The organism is Alistipes sp. DJF_B185, assembly GCF_964250025.1.
GTDB lineage: Bacteria > Bacteroidota > Bacteroidia > Bacteroidales > Rikenellaceae > Alistipes > Alistipes finegoldii.
The window spans coordinates 114744-135125 of record NZ_CAXUDY010000005.1; the positions used below are offsets into that span (position 1 = coordinate 114744).

At 57.8% G+C, this 20382-nt stretch carries 21 protein-coding genes and 1 tRNA gene; 10 read left to right on the top strand and 12 right to left on the bottom strand.

Annotated elements, in window-relative coordinates:
- Positions 1–9 precede the first annotated feature (9 nt).
- The 4 genes from ACESTR_RS08290 to uvrC form a co-directional block, all read right to left on the bottom strand.
- Positions 10–2316, bottom strand: coding sequence for a TonB-dependent receptor (locus tag ACESTR_RS08290; RefSeq protein WP_276679012.1), 2307 nt, complete (start codon positions 2314–2316; stop codon positions 10–12).
- Between the two features lie 89 nt (positions 2317–2405).
- Entirely contained in the window at positions 2406–2717 is a 312-nt protein-coding gene (locus tag ACESTR_RS08295; RefSeq protein ID WP_227042872.1) for a hypothetical protein, read from the bottom strand.
- 763 nt (positions 2718–3480) lie between these two features.
- Positions 3481–3564, bottom strand: a tRNA-Leu gene (locus tag ACESTR_RS08300).
- A 65-nt stretch (positions 3565–3629) separates the two neighbouring features.
- Complete coding sequence (gene uvrC, locus ACESTR_RS08305) at positions 3630–5450, bottom strand: excinuclease ABC subunit UvrC (protein ID WP_227042873.1); 1821 nt, start codon at positions 5448–5450, stop codon at positions 3630–3632.
- Between the two features lie 182 nt (positions 5451–5632).
- On the opposite strand from uvrC, the gene ACESTR_RS08310 reads away from it, so the two are divergent.
- Together ACESTR_RS08310 and ACESTR_RS08315 are read left to right on the top strand one after the other, a co-directional pair.
- Positions 5633–6550 (top strand): hypothetical protein, encoded by a 918-nt coding sequence (locus ACESTR_RS08310; protein ID WP_227042874.1) that lies wholly within the window; start codon positions 5633–5635, stop codon positions 6548–6550.
- A gap of 13 nt (positions 6551–6563) precedes the next feature.
- Entirely contained in the window at positions 6564–7943 is a 1380-nt protein-coding gene (locus ACESTR_RS08315; protein ID WP_009597443.1) for a DUF5723 family protein, read from the top strand.
- A 447-nt stretch (positions 7944–8390) separates the two neighbouring features.
- Here the strand turns inward: ACESTR_RS08315 and ACESTR_RS08320 are convergent, their stop codons facing one another.
- Genes ACESTR_RS08320 through ACESTR_RS08330 form a run of 3 tightly spaced genes read right to left on the bottom strand, consistent with a single transcriptional unit; the run spans position 8391 to position 10452 of the window.
- Positions 8391–9188, bottom strand: coding sequence for a patatin-like phospholipase family protein (locus tag ACESTR_RS08320; protein WP_014775862.1), 798 nt, complete (start codon positions 9186–9188; stop codon positions 8391–8393).
- Between the two features lie 4 nt (positions 9189–9192).
- Positions 9193–9909 carry a DUF169 domain-containing protein gene (locus ACESTR_RS08325; RefSeq protein WP_022043441.1) on the bottom strand — a complete coding sequence of 239 codons (717 nt, stop codon included), beginning with the start codon at positions 9907–9909 and terminating at the stop codon, positions 9193–9195.
- A 6-nt stretch (positions 9910–9915) separates the two neighbouring features.
- The gene (locus ACESTR_RS08330; RefSeq protein ID WP_009597481.1) at positions 9916–10452 is read right to left on the bottom strand and encodes a 5-formyltetrahydrofolate cyclo-ligase; all 537 of its coding nucleotides are present in this window, start codon (positions 10450–10452) and stop codon (positions 9916–9918) included.
- 119 nt (positions 10453–10571) lie between these two features.
- Between ACESTR_RS08330 and ACESTR_RS08335 the strand changes: the two genes are divergently transcribed.
- From ACESTR_RS08335 to ACESTR_RS08350, 4 genes are all read left to right on the top strand, one after another.
- Positions 10572–11276 carry a succinate dehydrogenase cytochrome b subunit gene (locus tag ACESTR_RS08335; protein ID WP_149880992.1) on the top strand — a complete coding sequence of 235 codons (705 nt, stop codon included), beginning with the start codon at positions 10572–10574 and terminating at the stop codon, positions 11274–11276.
- Between the two features lie 33 nt (positions 11277–11309).
- On the top strand, positions 11310–13256 hold the full coding sequence (locus tag ACESTR_RS08340; RefSeq protein ID WP_009597473.1) for a fumarate reductase/succinate dehydrogenase flavoprotein subunit: 1947 nt from the start codon (positions 11310–11312) through the stop codon (positions 13254–13256).
- 36 nt (positions 13257–13292) lie between these two features.
- Positions 13293–14036 (top strand): succinate dehydrogenase/fumarate reductase iron-sulfur subunit, encoded by a 744-nt coding sequence (locus ACESTR_RS08345; RefSeq protein ID WP_014775860.1) that lies wholly within the window; start codon positions 13293–13295, stop codon positions 14034–14036.
- Between the two features lie 307 nt (positions 14037–14343).
- A complete protein-coding gene (locus ACESTR_RS08350; protein WP_022043907.1) occupies positions 14344–14562 on the top strand; it encodes a hypothetical protein in 219 nt (72 codons plus the stop codon).
- A gap of 259 nt (positions 14563–14821) precedes the next feature.
- Here ACESTR_RS08350 and ACESTR_RS08355 read toward each other — a convergent pair whose 3' ends face one another.
- Genes ACESTR_RS08355 through ACESTR_RS08375 form a run of 5 tightly spaced genes read right to left on the bottom strand, consistent with a single transcriptional unit; the run spans position 14822 to position 18236 of the window.
- Positions 14822–15301 (bottom strand): DUF4252 domain-containing protein, encoded by a 480-nt coding sequence (locus ACESTR_RS08355; protein WP_014775858.1) that lies wholly within the window; start codon positions 15299–15301, stop codon positions 14822–14824.
- A 16-nt stretch (positions 15302–15317) separates the two neighbouring features.
- Positions 15318–16271 carry a hypothetical protein gene (locus tag ACESTR_RS08360; RefSeq protein ID WP_278975049.1) on the bottom strand — a complete coding sequence of 318 codons (954 nt, stop codon included), beginning with the start codon at positions 16269–16271 and terminating at the stop codon, positions 15318–15320.
- Positions 16272–16294: 23 nt separating this feature from the next.
- A complete protein-coding gene (locus ACESTR_RS08365; protein ID WP_278975046.1) occupies positions 16295–17233 on the bottom strand; it encodes a hypothetical protein in 939 nt (312 codons plus the stop codon).
- A gap of 12 nt (positions 17234–17245) precedes the next feature.
- On the bottom strand, positions 17246–17743 hold the full coding sequence (locus tag ACESTR_RS08370) for a hypothetical protein (RefSeq protein WP_130062460.1): 498 nt from the start codon (positions 17741–17743) through the stop codon (positions 17246–17248).
- A complete protein-coding gene (locus ACESTR_RS08375; protein ID WP_022043911.1) occupies positions 17718–18236 on the bottom strand; it encodes an RNA polymerase sigma factor in 519 nt (172 codons plus the stop codon). Before ACESTR_RS08375 ends, ACESTR_RS08370 begins: the two co-directional genes overlap by 26 nt.
- 248 nt (positions 18237–18484) lie before the next feature.
- Here ACESTR_RS08375 and ACESTR_RS08380 point away from each other — a divergent pair, with 248 nt between their 5' ends.
- From ACESTR_RS08380 to ACESTR_RS08395, 4 genes are read left to right on the top strand one after another with little or no spacing between them, the layout of a single operon-like run.
- On the top strand, positions 18485–18997 hold the full coding sequence (locus ACESTR_RS08380; RefSeq protein WP_009597431.1) for a PspC domain-containing protein: 513 nt from the start codon (positions 18485–18487) through the stop codon (positions 18995–18997).
- Between the two features lie 4 nt (positions 18998–19001).
- Positions 19002–19211 (top strand): PspC domain-containing protein, encoded by a 210-nt coding sequence (locus tag ACESTR_RS08385; protein ID WP_009597438.1) that lies wholly within the window; start codon positions 19002–19004, stop codon positions 19209–19211.
- 4 nt (positions 19212–19215) lie between these two features.
- On the top strand, positions 19216–19548 hold the full coding sequence (locus ACESTR_RS08390) for a PadR family transcriptional regulator (protein WP_009597447.1): 333 nt from the start codon (positions 19216–19218) through the stop codon (positions 19546–19548).
- Positions 19549–19570: 22 nt separating this feature from the next.
- On the top strand, positions 19571–20374 hold the full coding sequence (locus ACESTR_RS08395; protein ID WP_149880994.1) for a head GIN domain-containing protein: 804 nt from the start codon (positions 19571–19573) through the stop codon (positions 20372–20374).
- Positions 20375–20382: the final 8 nt, after the last annotated feature.

The following is a 20382-nucleotide window of genomic DNA, read 5'->3' on the forward strand; positions in this document are numbered from 1 at the left end:
ACATCTTGGTCACAGCGCGAATTTTGCTCCGATAAAGTAAGTGCGCGGAACTGCCGGACCGTAGATATAAGCGGCATCTTTGTTCTGGCCGAAATCGAGGTCCTTCTGGAAGCTGTCGAAAAGGTTTTTCACCCCGGCATTCAGTTCCAGCCGCAGTTGTTTCGTGAGCCGGAAATTGTACGACAGCCGCAGGCCCATATCCCAGAAATCGGGCGTCAGACGCTCGGTATCCCTCTCGATATACCCAGCATTGTGCTGCACGAGCATCCGGCCCGTGTAGTTGCCGAACACCGACGCCGTGAAATCACGCGTGAGGTTGACGTTCGCCGTCAAGTAGCCGTAATGGTCCGGCGAACGGAACATCCGCCGCTGGGGCGTCACGTCGTCCGACCATTTTTCGGGTTCGTCGTAACGGCTGCGCTGGAAGGTGTAGCCCAGCTGCAGCTCGAACCGTCCCGGAATACCCGCCTTGGCTTCGGCTCCCACGCCGGCCACGGTGGCTCCCGAAGCGTTGCGGCGCTCCTTAATGATGTTGCCCTGGGCATCCTCGCCGATTTTTTCGAGCGTAAACACGTCCTCAAGCATCGTGTAGAATCCTTCGACGAGCAGGTTGGCCTGCACTCGCCCGAAATTATGATACAGATCCACCGATGCACTCAGGCTGTGCGAGTATTCGGGTTTGAGATCCGGAGCGAGTCGAATGATCGCCACCTTGTTGTCCAAAGCGTCGATGTGCAGGTCCTCGTTGTAGGCCTGCGGCGCGCGGTAACCGCTCGAATAGCTGGCCCGCAGGCCGATCTTTTCCGTCGGACTGTAACGCACGTTCACGCGCGGCGAAAAGACGACGTTCTTCATCATGTTGTGCTTGTCCACGCGGCCGCCGATCAGGAAGTTGAGCTTTTCGCTCCGCCACTCGTTCTGGAAAAAGAAACCCGTGCTATGGGTGGTCTGCTCGAAGTCGCGCCCGAAGCCGAGGTATTTGTCGTGCAGCGTATTGTAGTTGTACTCGACGCCCGCCGTCAGTTCCGAGGGCAGGAACAGCAGTTTATGGAAAGAGTAGGTATATTGGGCTCCCGCCACGAACGTCTTGTCGTCCGTAGCGCCATAGGCGTCGGGATTCTTGTCCGTGCCGAAATAACTGTCACGGTCGATATTCTGCGCCGAAGTATAGATGCCCATCCGGTGGCGGTTGTTCGGACTGAACCAGTCGAATTTCAATCCGCCGCCGTCGATCTTGTGATTGAGCTGTTCGGCGATATCGGCCATGTGGGGCGGCTGGTCGAACTCGTTGCCCCCACGGCGAAACTCGTGAATATGGTGGTATTCCGCCGTCAGACGCGTATAGGGCGAAGTTTTGTAATAGGCCCGAAATCCGGCCGTCTCGGAGTTGAGTTTTGGGATGTCCGAGAATCCGTCCCCGTTGCGGTCATCCGAATCGCGGTCCTTAATCATGCCGAACAGGTAGACGCCCATTTTGTAGTCGTCGGAGACGAACGAGCCGTTGAGCGAGGTGTTGAAGTCGGCCGTACCGCCCTCAAAGATATTGGTCGTATTGGAGAGTGTGACGGAGTTGCGCAGCGGCTCCTTGGTGATGATGTTGACCACACCGCCGATGGCATTCGCCCCGAACAACGCCGAGCCGCCTCCGCGGATCACCTCGACCCGCTCGATCATGGCGACGGGCAGCTGTTCAAGGCCGTAGACCGATGCCAGCGAACTGAAGATCGGGCGGCTGTCGAGCAGTACCTGCGAATACTGCCCTTCGAGTCCGTTTATGCGCAGCTGGGTCGTACCGCAGTTGCCGCAGTTGGTTTCGACGCGCAATCCCGACTGGAAATTCATCGTCTCGGCCAGATTGCACGAGGCGGTCGATTCGAAGAGTTTGGCCGAGGCCACCGATACGATAGTCGGTGATGTTTTCTTGTTGGTCTCCGTCCGGCTGGCCGACACGACGACCTCTTCGACAGAAAGCGCCTCTTCAGTCAGGGAAAAATTGACCTCGATGGTCTTGTCGGGCGAGATCTCGACCGTCTGCTCGGCACTCCTGTAACCCACAGACGAGGCAACGAGCGTAAAACGGCCCTGCGGCAGGTTCTTCAGGAAATAGTGCCCCGTGGCATCGGTAGCGATGCCGATGGTCGTGCCTTTCACGGCGATGGTGGCAAAGGCCAGATGTTCGTAGGTTTTGGCATCGACCACATGGCCGGTGATATTTGCGTCGCTCTGCTTTTGGGGCTTCATGGCAGGCTCCTCCCCGGCGGAGCATACCGCGGGGAGCATGAGCATGAGAAATGCCCCCAATATTTTTTCTTTCATGGAAAAATCCGGTTTTTGATAATTACTGATACATATACATGGCAACGGGTGCGGGCAACAAGCCCGTCCCGTTCAGAATGGAATGTGTATCAGCAGACGGGAGGTGCACGCAGCCCGTAAATCCGGATCGGAGCGTCCTGCCGGACGGCCGGTTTTTGCGTTTTGAAAATGAAGGAAACTCCCAGCAGCCGTAAGGCGAATGCGACGAGCGTCGCCACCATCATTACCAGCAGCGACAGGTGTGCGATCAGTTGAAACTGCTGCGGGGTATGGCTGTGGCCGGGATTATTCGAGGTACCGGAGAAAGGATGCGAGTGAACATAGATATGCCCGTCGATATTGTGAGCATGGGGAAACAGCGTAACAGAACTCCAGTACCATGCGAAGAGTACCAGTAGCAATACCGCACCTATGTTCCGTTTGTATTTTCGCACTATTCTTTATATGATTGGCTCCAAAGATAACGAAAAAAGATGAAAAATGCATTGTCATCATAAGAAATGCAGACAAATTGCGGATGCAAAATACGAAATACAAATCTCATATTATTAAATACCAATCATTTGACATTTCCAAAAAGCACCCGAAAGCTCAATGATCTTTCCTTATTCATTAGCCTGTGTGATTCGATATAGAGAAAATACAACACCTAATTTTACATTTTTCGGGTGTAAAATTGGGTATCAATCGTATAAAAGATTGATATTCAGAAATTATTTCGGCACGTATGGTACTTGAATATTGATATGCAACAAGACCTTTTCAAAATGGCTCATATCAAACTTGAAGTCCCGTATCAACTGAACCAAAAGAACCGGAAACAACTCTCATGAGCTTACAATCGTTCCAGAAAGCATATCAAAAGATTTCTCAACTTAACCAGTTCTTGATTAGTATGACATACGGGCTGTTTACCCGTACAGCCGTTAAAATCGAGCTTGGTCATGCTGCAATACCTCAGCTTCTACAATCATCGACAAAATTTGTATTATCAAATATGCTTTATTTTAATTCAACCAACAGGTTACACAATAACAAAAGGGATATCCAACATTTGGTTTTCACATTACAACCATTTCTTCTCTGTGGGGAAAATGCGGGGAAAATCCGAAAATAAAAAATCGCCTAACTTGCCATAATCAACAAATTAAGCGATTTTACTTGTACCCGGAGCCGGGGTCGAACCGGCACGACATTGCTGTCATTGGTGTTTGAGACCAACGCGTCTACCGATTCCGCCATCCGGGCAAACCTCATCCGTAGAATCGGGATGGCAAAGATAGTCGAATCTTTGCAATTTTCAAAGAATCCGGCTATTTTTCAAAAAAAGCCCTGATTTTTTTCGCCTTGGCCGGACCGACCAGCGCCGAAAGCTCCTCGGCCGGAGCGGCCTTGACCTTCGCCACGGAGCGGAAGTGCTGGAGAAGCGTGCGGATCGTCTTGTCGCCGATGCCTTCGATCTGCTCCAGTTCGCTATGGATAAACGCCTTGCTGCGTTTCTGACGGTGGAACGAGACGGCGAAACGGTGCACCTCCTCCTGAATGTGCGCCAAAAAGTGGAAAAGGGGCGAAGTGGGACGGATGCCGACCAGCACGGGCGGATAGCCGCAGAGCAGTTCGGAGGTCCGGTGGCGGTCGTTCTTGGCCAGTCCGGCCACAGGTATGTCCAGCCCAAGATACTCCAGCACCTCGTGAATGATGCCCATCTGCCCCTTTCCGCCGTCGGCAATGATGAGATCGGGCAGCTCGGCCCCCTCTTCCTGAAGACGGCTGTAACGCCGGAAGACGACTTCGCGCATCGAAGTGTAATCGTCAGGCCCTTCCACGGTCTTGATGTTGAAGTGACGATACTCCTTGCGTGCGGGTTTTCCATCGCGGAAGACCACGCACGAGGCTACCGGATGGGCCCCCTGCAGATTGGAGTTGTCGAAACATTCGATGTGCCGCGGCTGTCTGTCGAGACGCAGCTCCTTTTGCAGGGCGTTCAACAGCCGTTCGGTATAGCGTTCGGGATTCTTGATTTCGAGGTTTTTGAGCTGCTCGGCGCGGTAGATGCGGGCGCTCTTCTGCGAGAATTCCAGCAGTTCGAGTTTTTCGCCGCGTTTCGGCACCGTGAAGGTCACGCCGTCGAACAACAGCGTCGTCGAAGGCAGGAACGGAACGACGACCTCTTTGGCGAGCGTTCCCGCGATATGCTCCACGATATGCTGGATGGCCAGCGTCAGCATGTCGCGTTCGTCGCCGCCGACGCCCGTCGAGAGTTTCACCGTATAGACGCCCACGATCGAGCCGTGGCGGATGCGCACGAAGTTGCAATAGGCCACATCATCGTCCGGAAGAAGCGAAAAAACATCCACATCGACGATCTTCGCGCTCACGATCACCGACTTGCTCGAATAGTTGTCCAGCGCGTCCAGACGCTGTTTGTAACGCTGCGCCAGCTCGAACTTCAACCCGGCGGCGGCATTCGCCATTTCGCCTTCCAGATAGCTCCGCACGGGACGCAGGTCTCCCTTGAGCACCGCGACGACCATATCGACCAGCTTTGCGTACTCCGCTTCGCTTTGCTCCCCGACGCAGGGGCCCTTGCAGTTGCCCAGATGATACTGCAGGCAGACCGAATACCTGCCTTTGGCGATCTGTTCGGGCGCCAGATTGAGCTTGCACGTCCGCAGCGGCACCACTTCGCGCACGAATTCGAGCACGCTGTGCTGCATCATCACCGAGCTGTAGGGACCGAAATACTGCGAACCGTCGCGCGTCAGCTGGCGGGTGGACTGCACGCGCGGAAAATGCTCGCGCCGCACCACGATCCACGGATAGGTCTTGTCGTCCTTGAGCAGGATGTTGTAACGCGGCTGGAGGGTCTTTATCAGCGAATTTTCGAGCAGCAGCGCGTCGGTCTCGCTGTTGACGACAATATGGCGGATCTCGGCGATCTGCCGCACCAGCACACGCACTTTGGCACTGTGCTCCTTGCTCTGCACGAAATAGGAGGAGACCCGTTTGCGCAGGCTCTTGGCCTTACCCACATAGATAATCGTTCCGGAGCGGTCCACGAACTGGTAGACGCCCGGCGACAGCGGCAGCATCGCCACCTGCTCTTTAAGGTTGTTTTTTCCGGTTTCGGCCATAACGACAATAGCAACGCAAATGTAGCAAATATTTCGCAAAACCCGCAGATGCACCCCTGAAGCCCGTCAGGGGATGATATTGCGGCCGGATTTGTCCGCTCCGCTGACGAATTTGTCCAATTCTTTGGTTTATTCGTCGGAACGGCATATATTTGCAATCCAATGCAAACACCCTCAAACCTATGAGATTTATTTTACCACTGTTTCTGTTCGGTATGCTCGCCACTTCGTGTATCGACAACAATTACGACTTGTCGGAAATCGACACGGACGGCGTCGTCATCGGCGACGAATTCCGGCTGCCGCTGGCTACGGTCACCGTCAGCATGAGCGAACTGGGCAAGGACGGCACCGACATCAAAGCCCTCTTCGACGAAGCCGACATCTGGCTGCCTTCGCCGCTGCCCGCAGACGGAAAATACGTGGATCTTCAGAAGATTCAGCACACCCCGTCCTATATCGACGAGCTGCTCGACGAACTGATCGAACAAATGAAGAGGTCCGACGCCAAAATCAACGCCGTGGCGGACCTGCTCTACGACAAGTATCTCGGCACGTTCCTGCCCCTGCTTCCGCCGAACACGGACCCGAAAGATTTCAAGCAGGTATTCATCACGATGTTCCGCGCTACCACGGGATTGCAGGAGGAGCTGGCCGGCGAGGTCCGAGATTTGGCCGGCGGCTACCTGACGGATCTGAAAATCGAAGACGTAACCTACGACCTCGGCAGGATCGACCTCGGCAGCGACGTGGTAGACATGCTGGCCGACAACCTCGATCCGAAAGGCACGGCAAATCCCCGAAACACGCTGGACATCTACGGCGAAATCATCAGCGCACTGCCTGTCAGCCTGCAGTTCAGCCCCCGGTTCTACCCCACGGAGGTGGAATTCGACATACGTGTCGAACCCAACGTAAAGACCAAGATCGGCGAGACGCGGCTCCACGAGAACGACCTGCGCCAGATCATCGACGGCACGGAGATCATCCTCCCCGTCAAGTTGGAGAAATATTTCCCCGGCTCCGGATTCACGCCCGACCAGAAAATCGTCATCGCACTGCGTCTTGTCAAGCGCGGCGGTCTGAAACTCAACCTCTAACCCGGCACTGCACATGAAAAAAACATACGCTTTTCTCGCAACGCTGCTGCTGGCATCAGGCGTTGCCGCCCAAAACCCGACGGCTTACTTCATGGAGGGAACGACCTTCCGCAGCCAATTCAACCCGGCTTTCGCACCGCTGCGCGGCTATGTCAACATTCCCGGTCTGGGCGGCATCGACATCAACGCCAGCGGCAATCTGGCCGTGGACAAACTGCTCTATCCCCGCAACGGGAAACTGGTCCCGCTGCTCGACGAAGCCGTTTCGACCAGACAGGCGCTTTCGGGACTCAACGCCGACAACCTGCTGGGCATCGACACCCGCGTGAACCTCATCGGCTTCGGCGCCTTCACGCGCAACCACAAGAATTTCTGGTCGTTCGACCTCAACGCCCGCACGACCGCCGACGCTACGCTGCCCTACTCGCTCTTCGCATTCCTCAAGGAAGGCACGGGCAGCGACATCCACAACATCGGCCTCACGGCCGACAGCTACCTCGAAGCGGCCTTCAGCTACTCGTTCCCGCTGCTCGACGACCGGCTTTACATCGGTGTCCGCGGCAAATTCCTCGTCGGAGCCGCCCGCGCCCGCATGTACTTCACCCGATTCAACGTGACGCACGGAGAAGAGGAGTGGCGGATCGACGCCGCAGGCGGACTCGACATCACCGCCGCCGGTCTCGACGTCACGACCAAGCGCAACGACGCCGGCGAGGAGGTTTACAAGCTGGACGACATCGACTTCAAACCCACGTCGCCCGCAGGCTACGGCTTCGCCGTCGATCTGGGCGCCACGTACGACATCCTGCCCAACCTGCAGGCGTCGCTGGCCGTAAACGATCTGGGATTCATCGGCTGGAGCAAGAAGAAAAACGTCACGGGCTTCTCGTCGAAAGAGCTTTCGTTCACGGGCGTCAACGTCACGGAGGACGGCACCGAATCGCCCGACTTCGACATCGACGTGCTGGAATTTCACAAAGGAGCGCCCCAAAGCGTGTCGCGCATGCTGCGCGCCACGATCAACGCCGGACTCGAATACGAAGTATGGCGCCACAAAATCGGCATCGGCCTGTTGTATTCGGCCCGTTTCTGGGAATACAAGACCCTCCACAACATCACCGGTTCGGTCAATTTCCACCCGATCCGCTGGTTTACGCTCACCGGAAGCTACTCGGTGATCGACAACCGCGGCGGCGCCGTAGGGCTGGGACTCAACCTCTGCCCCAACTGGATCAACTTCTTCATCGGCACGGACGTTCTGATAACCAAACACACGCCGCAGTTCGTACCCGTCAGACAGAGCATCATGAACGTCACGCTCGGCATCGGCGTTCCGATCGGCAAACGCAGCCACCGCATCCCGGCCTACGTCTACGGCAAGGACAGACGTTAGTCACGCATAAAACGGATTACACGAAAACGTTCCGGCGGCAAGGCCGGAACGTTTTTATTTACAGCCGCGGAAAAAACCGGCAAAACAAGCCGTAAAGTCAGCCCATATACGAGAAAACAACAAGCCCCGATGCCCAAACAGTCCGCCCGTTTCCATATTTTAGGCGCACGAATACCACTTTCGGTCAAGGGCATTGCAATTCCAGAAACTTTATTTACCTTTGTAGTGCAGAGTACTATAAAAATCCCCGGAGGACAAAAACTGCGTCCGTCCCCGGAGATATCCGCGTCATAAAAACCATTGCGACGGCCCTCAAATCTGTGTGAAGTTGCGTCACTACTTTTGAATTCTTCAAAATTCGGGCCGTCGCAATCTTTTCTTCTTCCCCAAGACAAAGATCATGCCACAACGGCCCGGTTTTTCCTGCATTCCGGCAGAGGATATCCGCTATCCGGCGACGACCATGTGCTGTTCGAGTGCGGCGCGTGCCGCCAGACGGCCGGCTTCGACGATCTCCCGCGCACGGTAGAATTCGAAGATTCCGAAACGGTCCGCCGGCAGCTCGATCAGCAGGTCGGGTTTGTAGATCTCGCACATCAGACGCGCGATATGCTGCTGCATGATCTCCGACGAAGCGGTAATCACCTTATAATAATTCAGCGAGGACCTGACCCGCGCGGCCATCTCGTCGGAAAACGGCGCGCTCACGTCCACGGCGACCAGCACATCGCCCGGTTCGCGGCGAACGCGGTTCAGCGGAAGCGGATTGACCGTACCGCCGTCCACCAGCACCATGTTGCCCCGGCGGACGGGCCGGAAAACCGAAGGAATCGAAATCGAAGCACGGATGGCGTCGTACAGCCCGCCCCGTTCGAGCACGACCTCACGCCCGGTCAGCAGGTCGGCCGCCACCGCCGCAAAAGGCAGCGGCATCTGTTCGATCTTCACGTCGGGCACCAGCTCCTTCATGGCGCCGATCACGCGGTTTCCCTTCACGAGACCTTCGGTGCTCAGCGCAAAATCGACCAGACTGAAAACCTTGTATTTATCGAGCGTATACATCCACTCCTTGAATGCTTCGAGGTGTCCCGAAGCATACATGCCGCCGACCAGCGCCCCCATCGAAGTGCCTGCCACGGCATGCACTTCGAATCCCTGACTCTCCAACTCCTCGATAGCCCCGATGTGGGCCACTCCACGCGCTCCGCCGCCGGCCAGCACCAGCGCCGCTCTTCTTTTTTCCATAAAATCAATTGTCGTTATTAATCCGTTCGCGAACTTTGCTCCACGCATGCGTATCGAACAGACAGCTTGCACGCATCATGCCGCACATCTCCCGAAAGCGGGACATCGGAACTACGAAGCTCAAAACATCCGGCTCCACCCACGGGCGTACCGACGGATCGAAAAGGCCCAGAAAACACCTCCTGCCGCCGTTGCGGTTCTCCTGCACGGCCTGCGCCACGACCGAGCTGCACCCCGACCCGAAAGGCGACGCCACGGCGTCCGCCGCATTGTTGTCGAACGTCGCCCACGTCACCAGTCCCGCCAGCGCATCGGGCGCCGCGAAAAAGAGGACTCCCTCCGCTCCGTCGAACGTCTCCGCAACGTCCGCCCGCACGAATTCGAGCCACGCCTTCGGCGCGGGACGCAGGTCGAGAGCGGCGATGAACTCCAGCACCATTTCGGGCGTCCGCTTATAGCGCTCCTTGAGCGACACGAACTGCGGAACGAATTCGGGCATCGGGCTGAATCCCGTGTAGAACTTCCCGCCTCCGCAGCCGATATTGCCGGCATTCAGACTCACGGGCAGCCCCCGGCGCGCTTCGGCCAGCGCCTTGAAGAAACAGCCCCCGACCTTCTCGACGGGGCGCAACGGAGTATCCGTATAGCGGAACAGCAGGGGCAGTTCGGGCCGTTCGCCGAAAGCCTCCCTGTAGGCGGCGGTAAATTCTTTCACATCCATATCTCTTCAATCATTGGTGACAACGTAATCCATAAAAACGTCGTGCGGCTCGACGGGCAGTTCCCCGACCAGCTGATGCGCATAGCAGACTCCGGCCTTCACGCCCCGGAAACCCGGCTGCGACAGGTATTTGTCGTAATATCCCCGGCCGCGGCCCATACGCGCTCCGGCGGCGGTAAAAGCCACTCCCGGAACGACGATGAAGTCGATTTCCGCCGGATCGCACGGCCGCTCCGCAACCGACGGCTCGGCGATTCCGAAAGCGCCCCGGCAAAGTTCTCCGGGCGCATAGTCGTAAAACCGCATCGCATCGCCCTCGACCCGCGGCACGACGATGCGCTTCGCGGCGCTCCATCGCGCCAGCGCGGCACCGGTCTGCGGCTCGTCGGGCAGCGCGCAGAAAAACGCCGCGCAGCGGGCCGCCGAAAATCCGGGCAGACGCTCCACCCGGCCGAAGATGCGTTCCGACGCCGCATCACGCTCTTCGGAAGAGAGCGAGAGGTTCCGTTTTTTCATCGCAGCGCGCAGTTCTTTCTTGGTCATAAAATCCCACCTTTTCGGCCTAAAATTCCCGCCCGTTTCTATTGTTATTCTGCAAACAATGGCTATCTTTGCGTCCGGGAACACAAAACTTTAACAAATATAACAAAATTTAAATCATTATGAGCTGTTTTTTATCTAATTCCTCGCTGGGCAAGAAGTTAGTGATGAGCGTAACGGGGTGTTTCCTCGTGCTCTTTATTCTCTTCCACATGTCCATGAACATTGTGGCGATCATCTCGCCTGAGGCTTACAACATGATCTGCGCGCTGCTCGGAGCCAACTGGTACGCTCTGGCCGGCACCGCAGTGCTGGCGGCCGGCGTCGTCGTGCACTTCATCTACGCGGTCATCCTCACCTTGGAGAACCTCAAGGCGCGCGGCAATCAGCGCTACGCCGTAACGGTAGTCGAACCGGGCGTATCGTGGGCGTCGAAAAACATGCTCGTACTGGGCTTCATCATTCTGGGCGGTCTGGCGCTCCACCTCTTCAACTTCTGGGCTAAAATGCAGCTCGTGGAGGTATTGGGCGGCCACGAGAACTCTCTCGGACTCCATCCGGCGGACGGCGCTTCGCTGATCGCCTACACCTTCTCGCAGTGGTATTACGTGGTGATCTACCTCGTGTGGTTCTTCGCCCTCTGGTTCCACCTCACGCACGGCGTATGGTCGATGTTCCAGACCGTGGGATGGGCCAACGACACGTGGTATCCCCGCCTGAAGTGCATCGCCAACATCGTGGCGACGGTCATCTTCCTCGGCTTCGCCGCCGTTGTGGTGATCTACTTCATCAAGAGTGTCTGCCCCTGCTGCGCAGGCGCCTGCTAACCGATTATCCAGAACAATAAACACACAACAGATATGGCTTTCAAATTAGATGCTAAAATTCCTGCCGGCGCTCTCGCAGAAAAGTGGAGCAACCATAAGGCAGCTATCAAGGTCGTAAGCCCCGCAAACAAGCGCAAGCTCGACATCATCATCGTCGGAACGGGTCTGGGCGGTGCGTCCGCAGCCGCTTCGCTCGGCGAACTGGGATATAACGTAAAGGTATTCTGCATTCAGGATTCGCCCCGCCGCGCGCACTCGATCGCCGCGCAGGGCGGTATCAACGCCGCGAAGAACTACCAGAACGACAACGACTCGGTATACCGTCTGTTCTACGACACGATCAAGGGCGGCGACTACCGCGCCCGCGAAGCCAACGTCTACCGCATGGCCGAAGTCGCCAACCTGATCATCGACCAGTGCGTGGGACAGGGCGTGCCTTTCGCCCGCGAATACGGCGGCCTGCTGGCCAACCGTTCGTTCGGCGGCGCGCAGGTGTCGCGTACGTTCTACGCCCGCGGCCAGACAGGTCAGCAGCTCCTGCTGGGCGCCTACTCGGTACTCAACAAGGAGATCGCCGCCGGCACGGTGAAGAGCTATCCCCGTCACGAGATGCTCGACATCGTCGTGGAGGACGGCGAAGCGAAGGGCATCATCGCCCGCAACCTCGTCACCGGTGAGATCGAGCGCCACGGCGCACACGCCGTCGTGATCGCAACGGGCGGATACGGCAACGTATTCTTCCTCTCGACCAACGCCATGGCGTCGAACGGCTCGGCTGCATTCCAGTGCTACCGCAAGGGCGCAGGCTTCGCCAATCCCTGCTTCACGCAGATCCACCCCACCTGCATCCCGGTTCACGGCGACCAGCAGTCGAAACTGACGCTGATGTCGGAGTCGCTGCGCAACGACGGCCGCATCTGGGTTCCCAAGAAACTCGAAGACGTGAAGGCGCTGCGTTCGGGCGCCAAGAAGCCGTCGGACATCGCCGAAGAGGACCGCGACTACTATCTGGAGCGCCGCTACCCGGCCTTCGGCAACCTCGTGCCGCGCGACGTGGCTTCACGTGCCGCCAAGGAGCGCTGCGACGCAGGCTTCGGCGTAAACGAGACCGGACTGGCCGTATTCCTCGACTTCAAGACCGCCATCGAGCGTCTGGGCAAGGAGATCATCAAGAAACGTTACGGCAACCTGTTCGACATGTACGAGGAGATCACCGACGTAAGCCCCTACGAGCAGCCGATGCAGATCTTCCCCGCCGTGCACTACACCATGGGCGGCATCTGGGTCGATTACAACCTGATGACCACCATCCCCGGCCTGTACGCCATCGGCGAGGCCAACTTCTCGGACCACGGTGCGAACCGTCTCGGCGCTTCGGCCCTGATGCAGGGTCTGGCCGACGGCTACTTCGTACTGCCCTACACCATCGGCGACTACCTCTCGCACAAGATTCAGGCTCCGAAGGTGAAGACCGACACCAAGGCTTTCGACGAAGCCGAAAAGGGCGTCAGGGAGAAGATCGCCAAGCTGCTGTCGATCGGCGGCAAGCAGTCGGTGGACGACATTCACAAGAAACTCGGCCATATCATGTGGGAGAACGTCGGCATGGCCCGCTCGAAGGAATCGCTCGAAAAGGCGATCAGCGAGATTCAGGCGCTGCGCAAGGAGTTCTGGAAAGACGTGAAAGTCGTAGGTCAGGAGAAGGATTTCAACGTGGAGCTCGAAAAGGCGCTGCGTCTGGCCGACTTCCTCGAACTGGGCGAGCTGATGGCGCGCGACGCACTCAACCGCGAGGAGTCGTGCGGCGGTCACTTCCGCGTAGAGCACCAGACCGAAGAGGGCGAAGCCAAGCGTGACGACGAAAACTTCGTATACGCCGCCGTTTGGGAATACAAGGGCGAGGACGCCGCTCCCGAACTGACGAAAGAGCCGCTGAACTTCGAATTCGTACACCCCGCTCAGCGCAACTACAAAGACTAAGCTTTTGACGTTGAACTTTAATAACAATTTGAAATTATGAATTTTACATTAAAGATATGGCGTCAAAAGGACGCTAAGACCAAGGGCGGTTTCGAGACGTACAAAGTCGAGAATATCTCGGCAGACACCTCGTTTCTTGAGATGCTCGACATCTTGAACAACAACCTGATCCACGAGGGCAAGGAGCCCGTAGCGTTCGACCACGACTGCCGCGAGGGTATCTGCGGCATGTGCTCGCTGCACATCGACGGTCACGCCCACGGTCCCGGTCAGGCGGCTACCACCTGCCAGATTTACATGCGCAAGTTCAAGGACGGCGCAACGATCACCATCGAGCCGTGGCGCTCGGCGGCGTTCCCCGTCATCAAGGACCTCGTCGTGAACCGCTCGGCTTACGACCAGATTCTTCAGGCCGGCGGTTTCATCTCGGTACGTACCAACTCGGTGCCCGACGCCAATGCGATTCCGATCGCGCAGGCCGACGCCGAAGAGTCGATGGACGCTGCCGCCTGCATCGGCTGCGGCGCCTGCGCGGCAACCTGCAAGAACGGTTCGGCGATGCTCTTCGTCGCCGCCCGCGTATCGTCGCTCGCCAAACTGCCGCAGGGCCGTGTGGAGGGTGCACGCCGCGCCAAGGCGATGGTCGCCAAGATGGACGAGCTGGGCTTCGGCAACTGCACCAACACGGGTGCCTGCCAAGCCGAGTGCCCCAAGTCGATTTCGATCGCGCACATCGCGCGCCTGAACCGCGAGTTCCTTTCCGCGAAGTTCGAAGACTAATAAAAGTGCCGGAACAATCCGGAGAAGGGCGGGAAGCATATTCCCGCCCTTTTTCATGCCCCGGAACGCAGACGCTTGATCATGCCCCCGCCCCTTCATCCCCGGCAACTCACCGCCGGCAACTCTCCTCAGTCATTCACCCCGATCCCTCTCCGGACACTATTCTCCCGGCACTATTTCCGGCCGCAGCCGCGGAGCGTCCCGGCGAATACCCGAAACGACGGCAGCCCATGCTTTTCTTCCGCACAGTTCCGCAGCAACGGTATCGTTCTTGCGACGAAACGCGAAAAACCAAAACGACAAAAGCATGGACATCGTAGAATTTCCCAACGACCGCACCGTCATCTCCACGGAGAACAACGGATTCGCAGGCGGCGAACGCGACGAAAACCTGATCGACGAAGAGCTGTTGGAGACGGAAATCCCGCTCGACGACCGGATTCCGGACGCGGCGCACGAAGATGGGGAGAACGACCGCCCCGTCTACGACGAGGAGGGCTACCGACACGATCCGGGCGGAGAGTGAAAAATCCCCGGAGTAGCCTCCGGGATTCCGTCCGCAACGACGCAGACACCGGCCCTGCAACAGCACGGGAGCCGCGCCGGCTTCCGCAGGATTCGCATGCAGCAAATGCCGCTCATCAGACAGCAACAAGCATCGTCCATACAACGCCGAAATCCGGCACAGAATACAGAAAAAAAATACGCCACGGAATCCGTGGCGCATCTACTTTTCATACCGGCGACCGCTTGATGAAGCCGCCCGAATTTTCCGAATCCGGCCCTTATTTAGGGCGAATCGTCGAAAGGCGGGCGACCTGCCGGAGATCGAACACCCCGAAGATATTCACCACGACCGTCTCCTTCGCACCGTAAGTTATCATCACCAGTTCCGATTTGACCGACAGCGCGGTTTCACGGATATAGAACTTCGTGGTCTGCCCGTTCTCCGAGCCGGAAGTGACGGGCTGAAACTTCCGGTCGGCGGCAACGGCCGCCTCGGCATCCCGGACGAACCGACCGCCGTCACCCTCTTTCAGAGCGATGATGCGGATATACTGAATGTCCTTCAGCAGTACGGCAAGCCCCTTGTCGCCCCGTTCCGCGGCCTGACGGCTCATCAGCTGCATCATCTTCTGTTCCAGCTGCACGCTCGTAAAGCCTTCGGCGGCGGCATAACGGCTGAAAAAGTCGTCTACGGAATTGCTCTGGGCCGCAGCCAGCCGAGGAAGGAGCAGTATCAAAATCAATAATAGTCGTTTCATGTCCGTTCGTATTTGGTTACATGAGCAGCGAGATGCCGAAACTGAACGTATGGCACTCCGGTCCCGCATGCTTCTTGAACAGCGGGGTCACGCCGTAGCTGGCGAAGATGCCGATGCCGTAATAGGAAACCGTTCCTCCTACACCGAACTGATAGGTTCGCAGTCCCGACAGCTCGTACTCCACGCGCGGTTTCTTGTGGAGCGACGTCAGCTCTATTCCGAAATCGGAATAGGCGATCACCGAGGCCTGAAAATGTTTGAACGGCTTGTAGATAAGCCGGAGCGGAATTCCCAGCGACGAAGTGACGAATTTCGATTTGTCGGCGGGTTCGTCCAGCGCCACGGGCAGCAGACGGCCCTTTTCGTAGCCCAAGCGGATTCCGGCATTCGCAAGCCGGTAGTTGTCGACGGCGAACCGCAGATCGGTGGCGAAGTAGAGCGTCCGGCTCTTGTTCAGGGCGACCTGCACCTGCATCACCGAAGCGGCGCAGTGGAACGAATTCCCCAGTTTCTGATCCAAAAACCCTTTCTCTTCGGGGGCATAGCTGCCGTAATCGACGCCGACGAGCTTCGTAAAGCCGAATTCGCCGCTGTTAAAAAAGTAGAGTTTCACACGCCCGGACTTCATGACCAGATCCGCCTGCGAATCCGTCTCCGGCGCACGGCCCAGCGTCAGGCCGAAACCGGCCACTTCGAGTACCACACTCCCCTCGCACCCGTCTCCGCGCAGCGTCATCAGGTCGCCGCCCATCGCATCGAGCCGCCGCAGGGTGTCGAGCCCCAGCGAATCGCGGTCCACGGTTCGGATGGCATATTCACGGCCGGTACGGCGGCCGGCCGAATTGGCCGGTATCCGGTCGGCAGTCTGCGCGGCAGTCCGGTCAACGCTCTGCACGGCACTCCGGTCGGCGCTCTGCGCGGCAAGCAGCTGCGGAAGGAGCAGAATCAGAATCAACAGCAATCGTTTCATAATCGACATGTATTAGGTTGCAATCAGAGCATGAGTCCGACACCGAACGAGAAGGCATGGCAGTCGGGTCCCGCATGCTGTTTGAACAGCGGAGTCACGCCGTAACGGGTGAAGAACCCGAAACCGCGATAGCTGACACTGAGACCGACCCCGAACTGATAGGCCCGGAATCCGGACAGGCTGTTTTTCTCCTTCGGTTTCTTATAAATCGCGTCGGCGCCCAAGAGGAAGTCGGAATAGGCGACGGCTGTAATCCGAAGGTGTTTCGCCGGAGTGTAAGTCAGCCGGACGGGAATGCCGAGCGAGGAGGTGACGGCTTTCGACTTGCCGGCGGGTTCGTCCAGCGCGACCGGAACGATACGTCCTCCGTCGTTGCCGAGCGTGACGGTATTGTCGGAGAGCCGGTAATTGTCGAGCGTGTACTGCATGCCCACCCCCAAGCAGAGCGAACGGCTCCGGTTGAGCGCCAGCCGGAGCTGCACCGCCGAAAAACTGAAATGGAACGAAGACCCCAGCCGCTGATCCAGAAAGCCCTTGTCCCCGGACGCATACCCCGAATAATCGACGCCGACCAACTGCGTGAATCCCAATTCGACACTACTGAACGCGTTGAACCAGACGCGGGGCTTTTTCAGCTCCATTCGTTGCATCGGCGTATGTCCCAGCGTAAGTCCGAAACCCGCCACTTCGAGGATCATGTTGCCGTCATGGCCGCCGTCGCGCAGCCGGATCAGATCGCTGTCCACCGTATCAATCCGCCGGAGCGTATCGATTCCCGTCGAATCGCGCTCCACGGTCTCGATGGCAACCGGTTTTCCGTCGGCCCGGCGGAAACAGGCCGAATCGGCTTTCTGCGCCGCAGCGACTTCATGGGCCGGAGCGAGCGAAACAAAGAACTGCGCCACAGCAGGCGAAACCGCCAGCAGGAGCAGCGCTCCCGTACAAACAAACAGTTTTTTCATACCCGTATCGTTTTATTCGTTTATTATCAGTTCATCCACCATGCGGACCTGATCGCCGAAATCCGAGAGTCCCTGCAGGTAAACCGTCGCCTGCATGGCAGCCTCCTTGTCGTAAATCGCCACACCGTCGATATAGCAATAGGGCTTGCGCAGATATTCGGCATAGAAAAACACGCCCAGCACCACCGCCGCAGCGGCAGCCACGCCCCAGAGGGGACGGAGTTTCCGGCCGCCCCGCGCCCCGCGCCCGGCTGCGGAACGCGTTTCATAACGCCGCATCCTTTCCGCCGGACGGACAGCCGGACCGGTTTGCGCGCCGCCCTCTACGGGATACCGCTCTTCGGCCAGAGCGTCCAATCCGCCGAACATCGTCCACGCATAACGCAGGGATGCGGGAATCTCATCCACGTACCGGAAATAGTCGCGCAGTTCGCGCTCTTCGGCTTCGGTCGTCCGCGCATCGAAATAGCGCTCCAGCAGCCGCTCAATTCTTTCGTCCTGCTCTTTCATCGTCCATCATTTTTTTCAGTACCTCTCTCAGTCCGTTGCGGGCGCGGGAGAGAATCACGCGCACCTGCGCTTCGTCGCACGCCGCTATCTCGGCGATTTCGCGGGTCGGATACCCCTCGATATCCTTCAGGTGGAGCACCTCGCGCTGCCGTTCGGGCAGGCAGGCCATCGCGCGTCGCACCAGATCGCGCGCCTCCCAGCCCTCCGCATCGCCCGTCGTCGAACGTTCGGCCCACCCCGCGACCGCATTGTCGCGCCGCTCGCCGGCCTGCCGGCTGCGGAACCGGTCGTAACAGCAGTTACGCACCGCGACCATCACGAAGGAAGCGACGTCGCGGCAGCCGTCGAGCCGATCACGCTCCCGCCACAACCGCTCCAAGAGGTCGTGCGTCACGTCTTCCGCCTCGTCGGCGCAGAGCAGCAGACTCTGCGCGTAGCGGAACATACGATCGCGCAGCGGCACGACATATCGGGTGAATTCGAATTCCTCCATTGTATCTGTAAGACGAAACCGACGGGCGAAACGCAACATCGGATCATCAAATATCGCAATTTTTTCCTGCAACACCTCCTTTCTTCCGCAGCAACCGGTGATTCTATATTATAGGTATCCGAAAAAAAATCGCATCTTTTAAGAAAATATAGTACTTTGTATTGCATAATACTAAAAACTGTATTATATTTGCAGTACCAAAGTAGTAGTAACCCGGACACATTAACCCTAAATCAGCTTCTACGACTATGAAAGAGACAGTAAACGTAAACATCGGTTCGCAAGCCTTCACGCTCGACGAAGACGCCTACCGCGTACTGAGAAACTATCTCGAAGATATCCGCAGCCGCCTGCCCGAATACGATACCGAGACCATGGGCGACATCGAAGCGCGCATCGCTGAGATTTTCCGCGAGATCGTTTCGTCGCCGATGCGGGTCATCACCCTCGACACGGTCCGCCAGACCATGAACCGCATGGGATCGCCCGCCGACTTCGGCGAACGCCGCGGCAGCGCCCCGCAGGAGGAACAGCCCGAACCGGAACCCCGTAAACTGTTCCGCTCGCGCACGGACCGTTCGATCGCCGGCATCTGCGGCGGACTGGCCGAATTCTTCCATGCCGATACGACCGTCCTGCGCCTGATCACCCTGTTCCTGATACTTTTCGGCGGACTCTCGATCTGGGCCTACATCATTCTCTGGATCGTCATTCCGGAAGAACCCGCACGCAAATTCAGCATTCACAACAAAAACCGATAAAACCATGACAACGAACAACACCAAGAGACTGCTGCGCACTCCCGACGGCATCATCGCAGGTGTCTGCGGCGGACTGGCCGAATTCTTCGGTCTCGACGTATCGCTCATACGCATAGCAACACTGATCCTCATACTCTTCGGCGGCCTTTCGATCTGGGTCTACATCATCCTCTGGCTGATCGTGCCGAAGGCTCCGAAGCGATTAACCGAATAGCACAATGGCCGAAGACAACGTAAAAGCGCAGATGCGCAAAGGAATTCTGGAGTACTGCATCCTCGCCATTCTCTCCCGCGAAGATTCATACGCTCCGAAGATCATCGCCGAACTCAAGCAGGCCGAGATGATCGTAGTCGAGGGTACGCTCTACCCGATCCTCACGCGGCAGAAGAACGCAGGGCTTCTGACCTACCGCTGGGAAGAGTCTCCGCAGGGACCTCCCCGCAAGTACTACACGCTCACCGAAAAGGGGCGCGAATACCTCACGACGCTCGACGAGGCATGGGACGAACTCGTAGGGCAGATCCGCATCATTCGTCACGGCAAACAATAAAAAACCTCAAAAAATCACAACCATGAAAAAGATACTCCTGATCGCAGTCCTGCTGGGCGCCATGCTCTCCGTAACGGTCTATTTCGTCTGCATCGCAGCACCGTCCGTCTTCTTCGGCAAAGGGCTTAAAGGCAGCGGCAACATCGTCACACGCACCATCGAGGCCCCGGCCTTCGACCGCATCGACGCCGCACGCGCCGTCAAGGTCGTCATCACCGACAAGACCTCCGGCAAAATCATCATCGCCGCCGACGACAACGTTATGGATTACGTCGTAGTCGAAGCCAACGGCGGCCGGCTCACCGCGACGATCGACAAGTCGATAAACAACCTCTCGAACGCCGACGTCACCGTGACGGTTCCGGCCAACGGCAGCATCCGCGCCCTCGACGCATCGAGCGCCGCGAAAATTTCGGGCGACGTGGTGCTGAACGCCGACAAATTCGCCATGGACGCATCGAGCGCCGCCAAGATCGACGTTTCGGTCAAGGCCCAATCCTGCGCCGTAGCCGCATCGAGCGCATCGAAAATCAACGCTTCGGTAGAAGCGGTCTCCTGCAGCGTGGAAGCTTCGAGCGCATCGAAAATCACGCTGAAAGGCTCGGCCGCGAAGTGCACCGCCGACCTCAGCTCGGCCTCGAAGCTTTCAGCCGGAGACTTCGTCGCCGCCGAGTGCTCGGTAAACACTTCGAGCGCGGCGAAAGCCGTCGTAAACTGCACGGAGCGTCTGCACGCCGACGCATCGAGCGGCAGTTCGATCCGCTACAGCGGCGACTGCCGGACCAGCATCAACAAGTCGAGCGGCGGCAGCGTCGGCCGCAACTAACCCCTAAA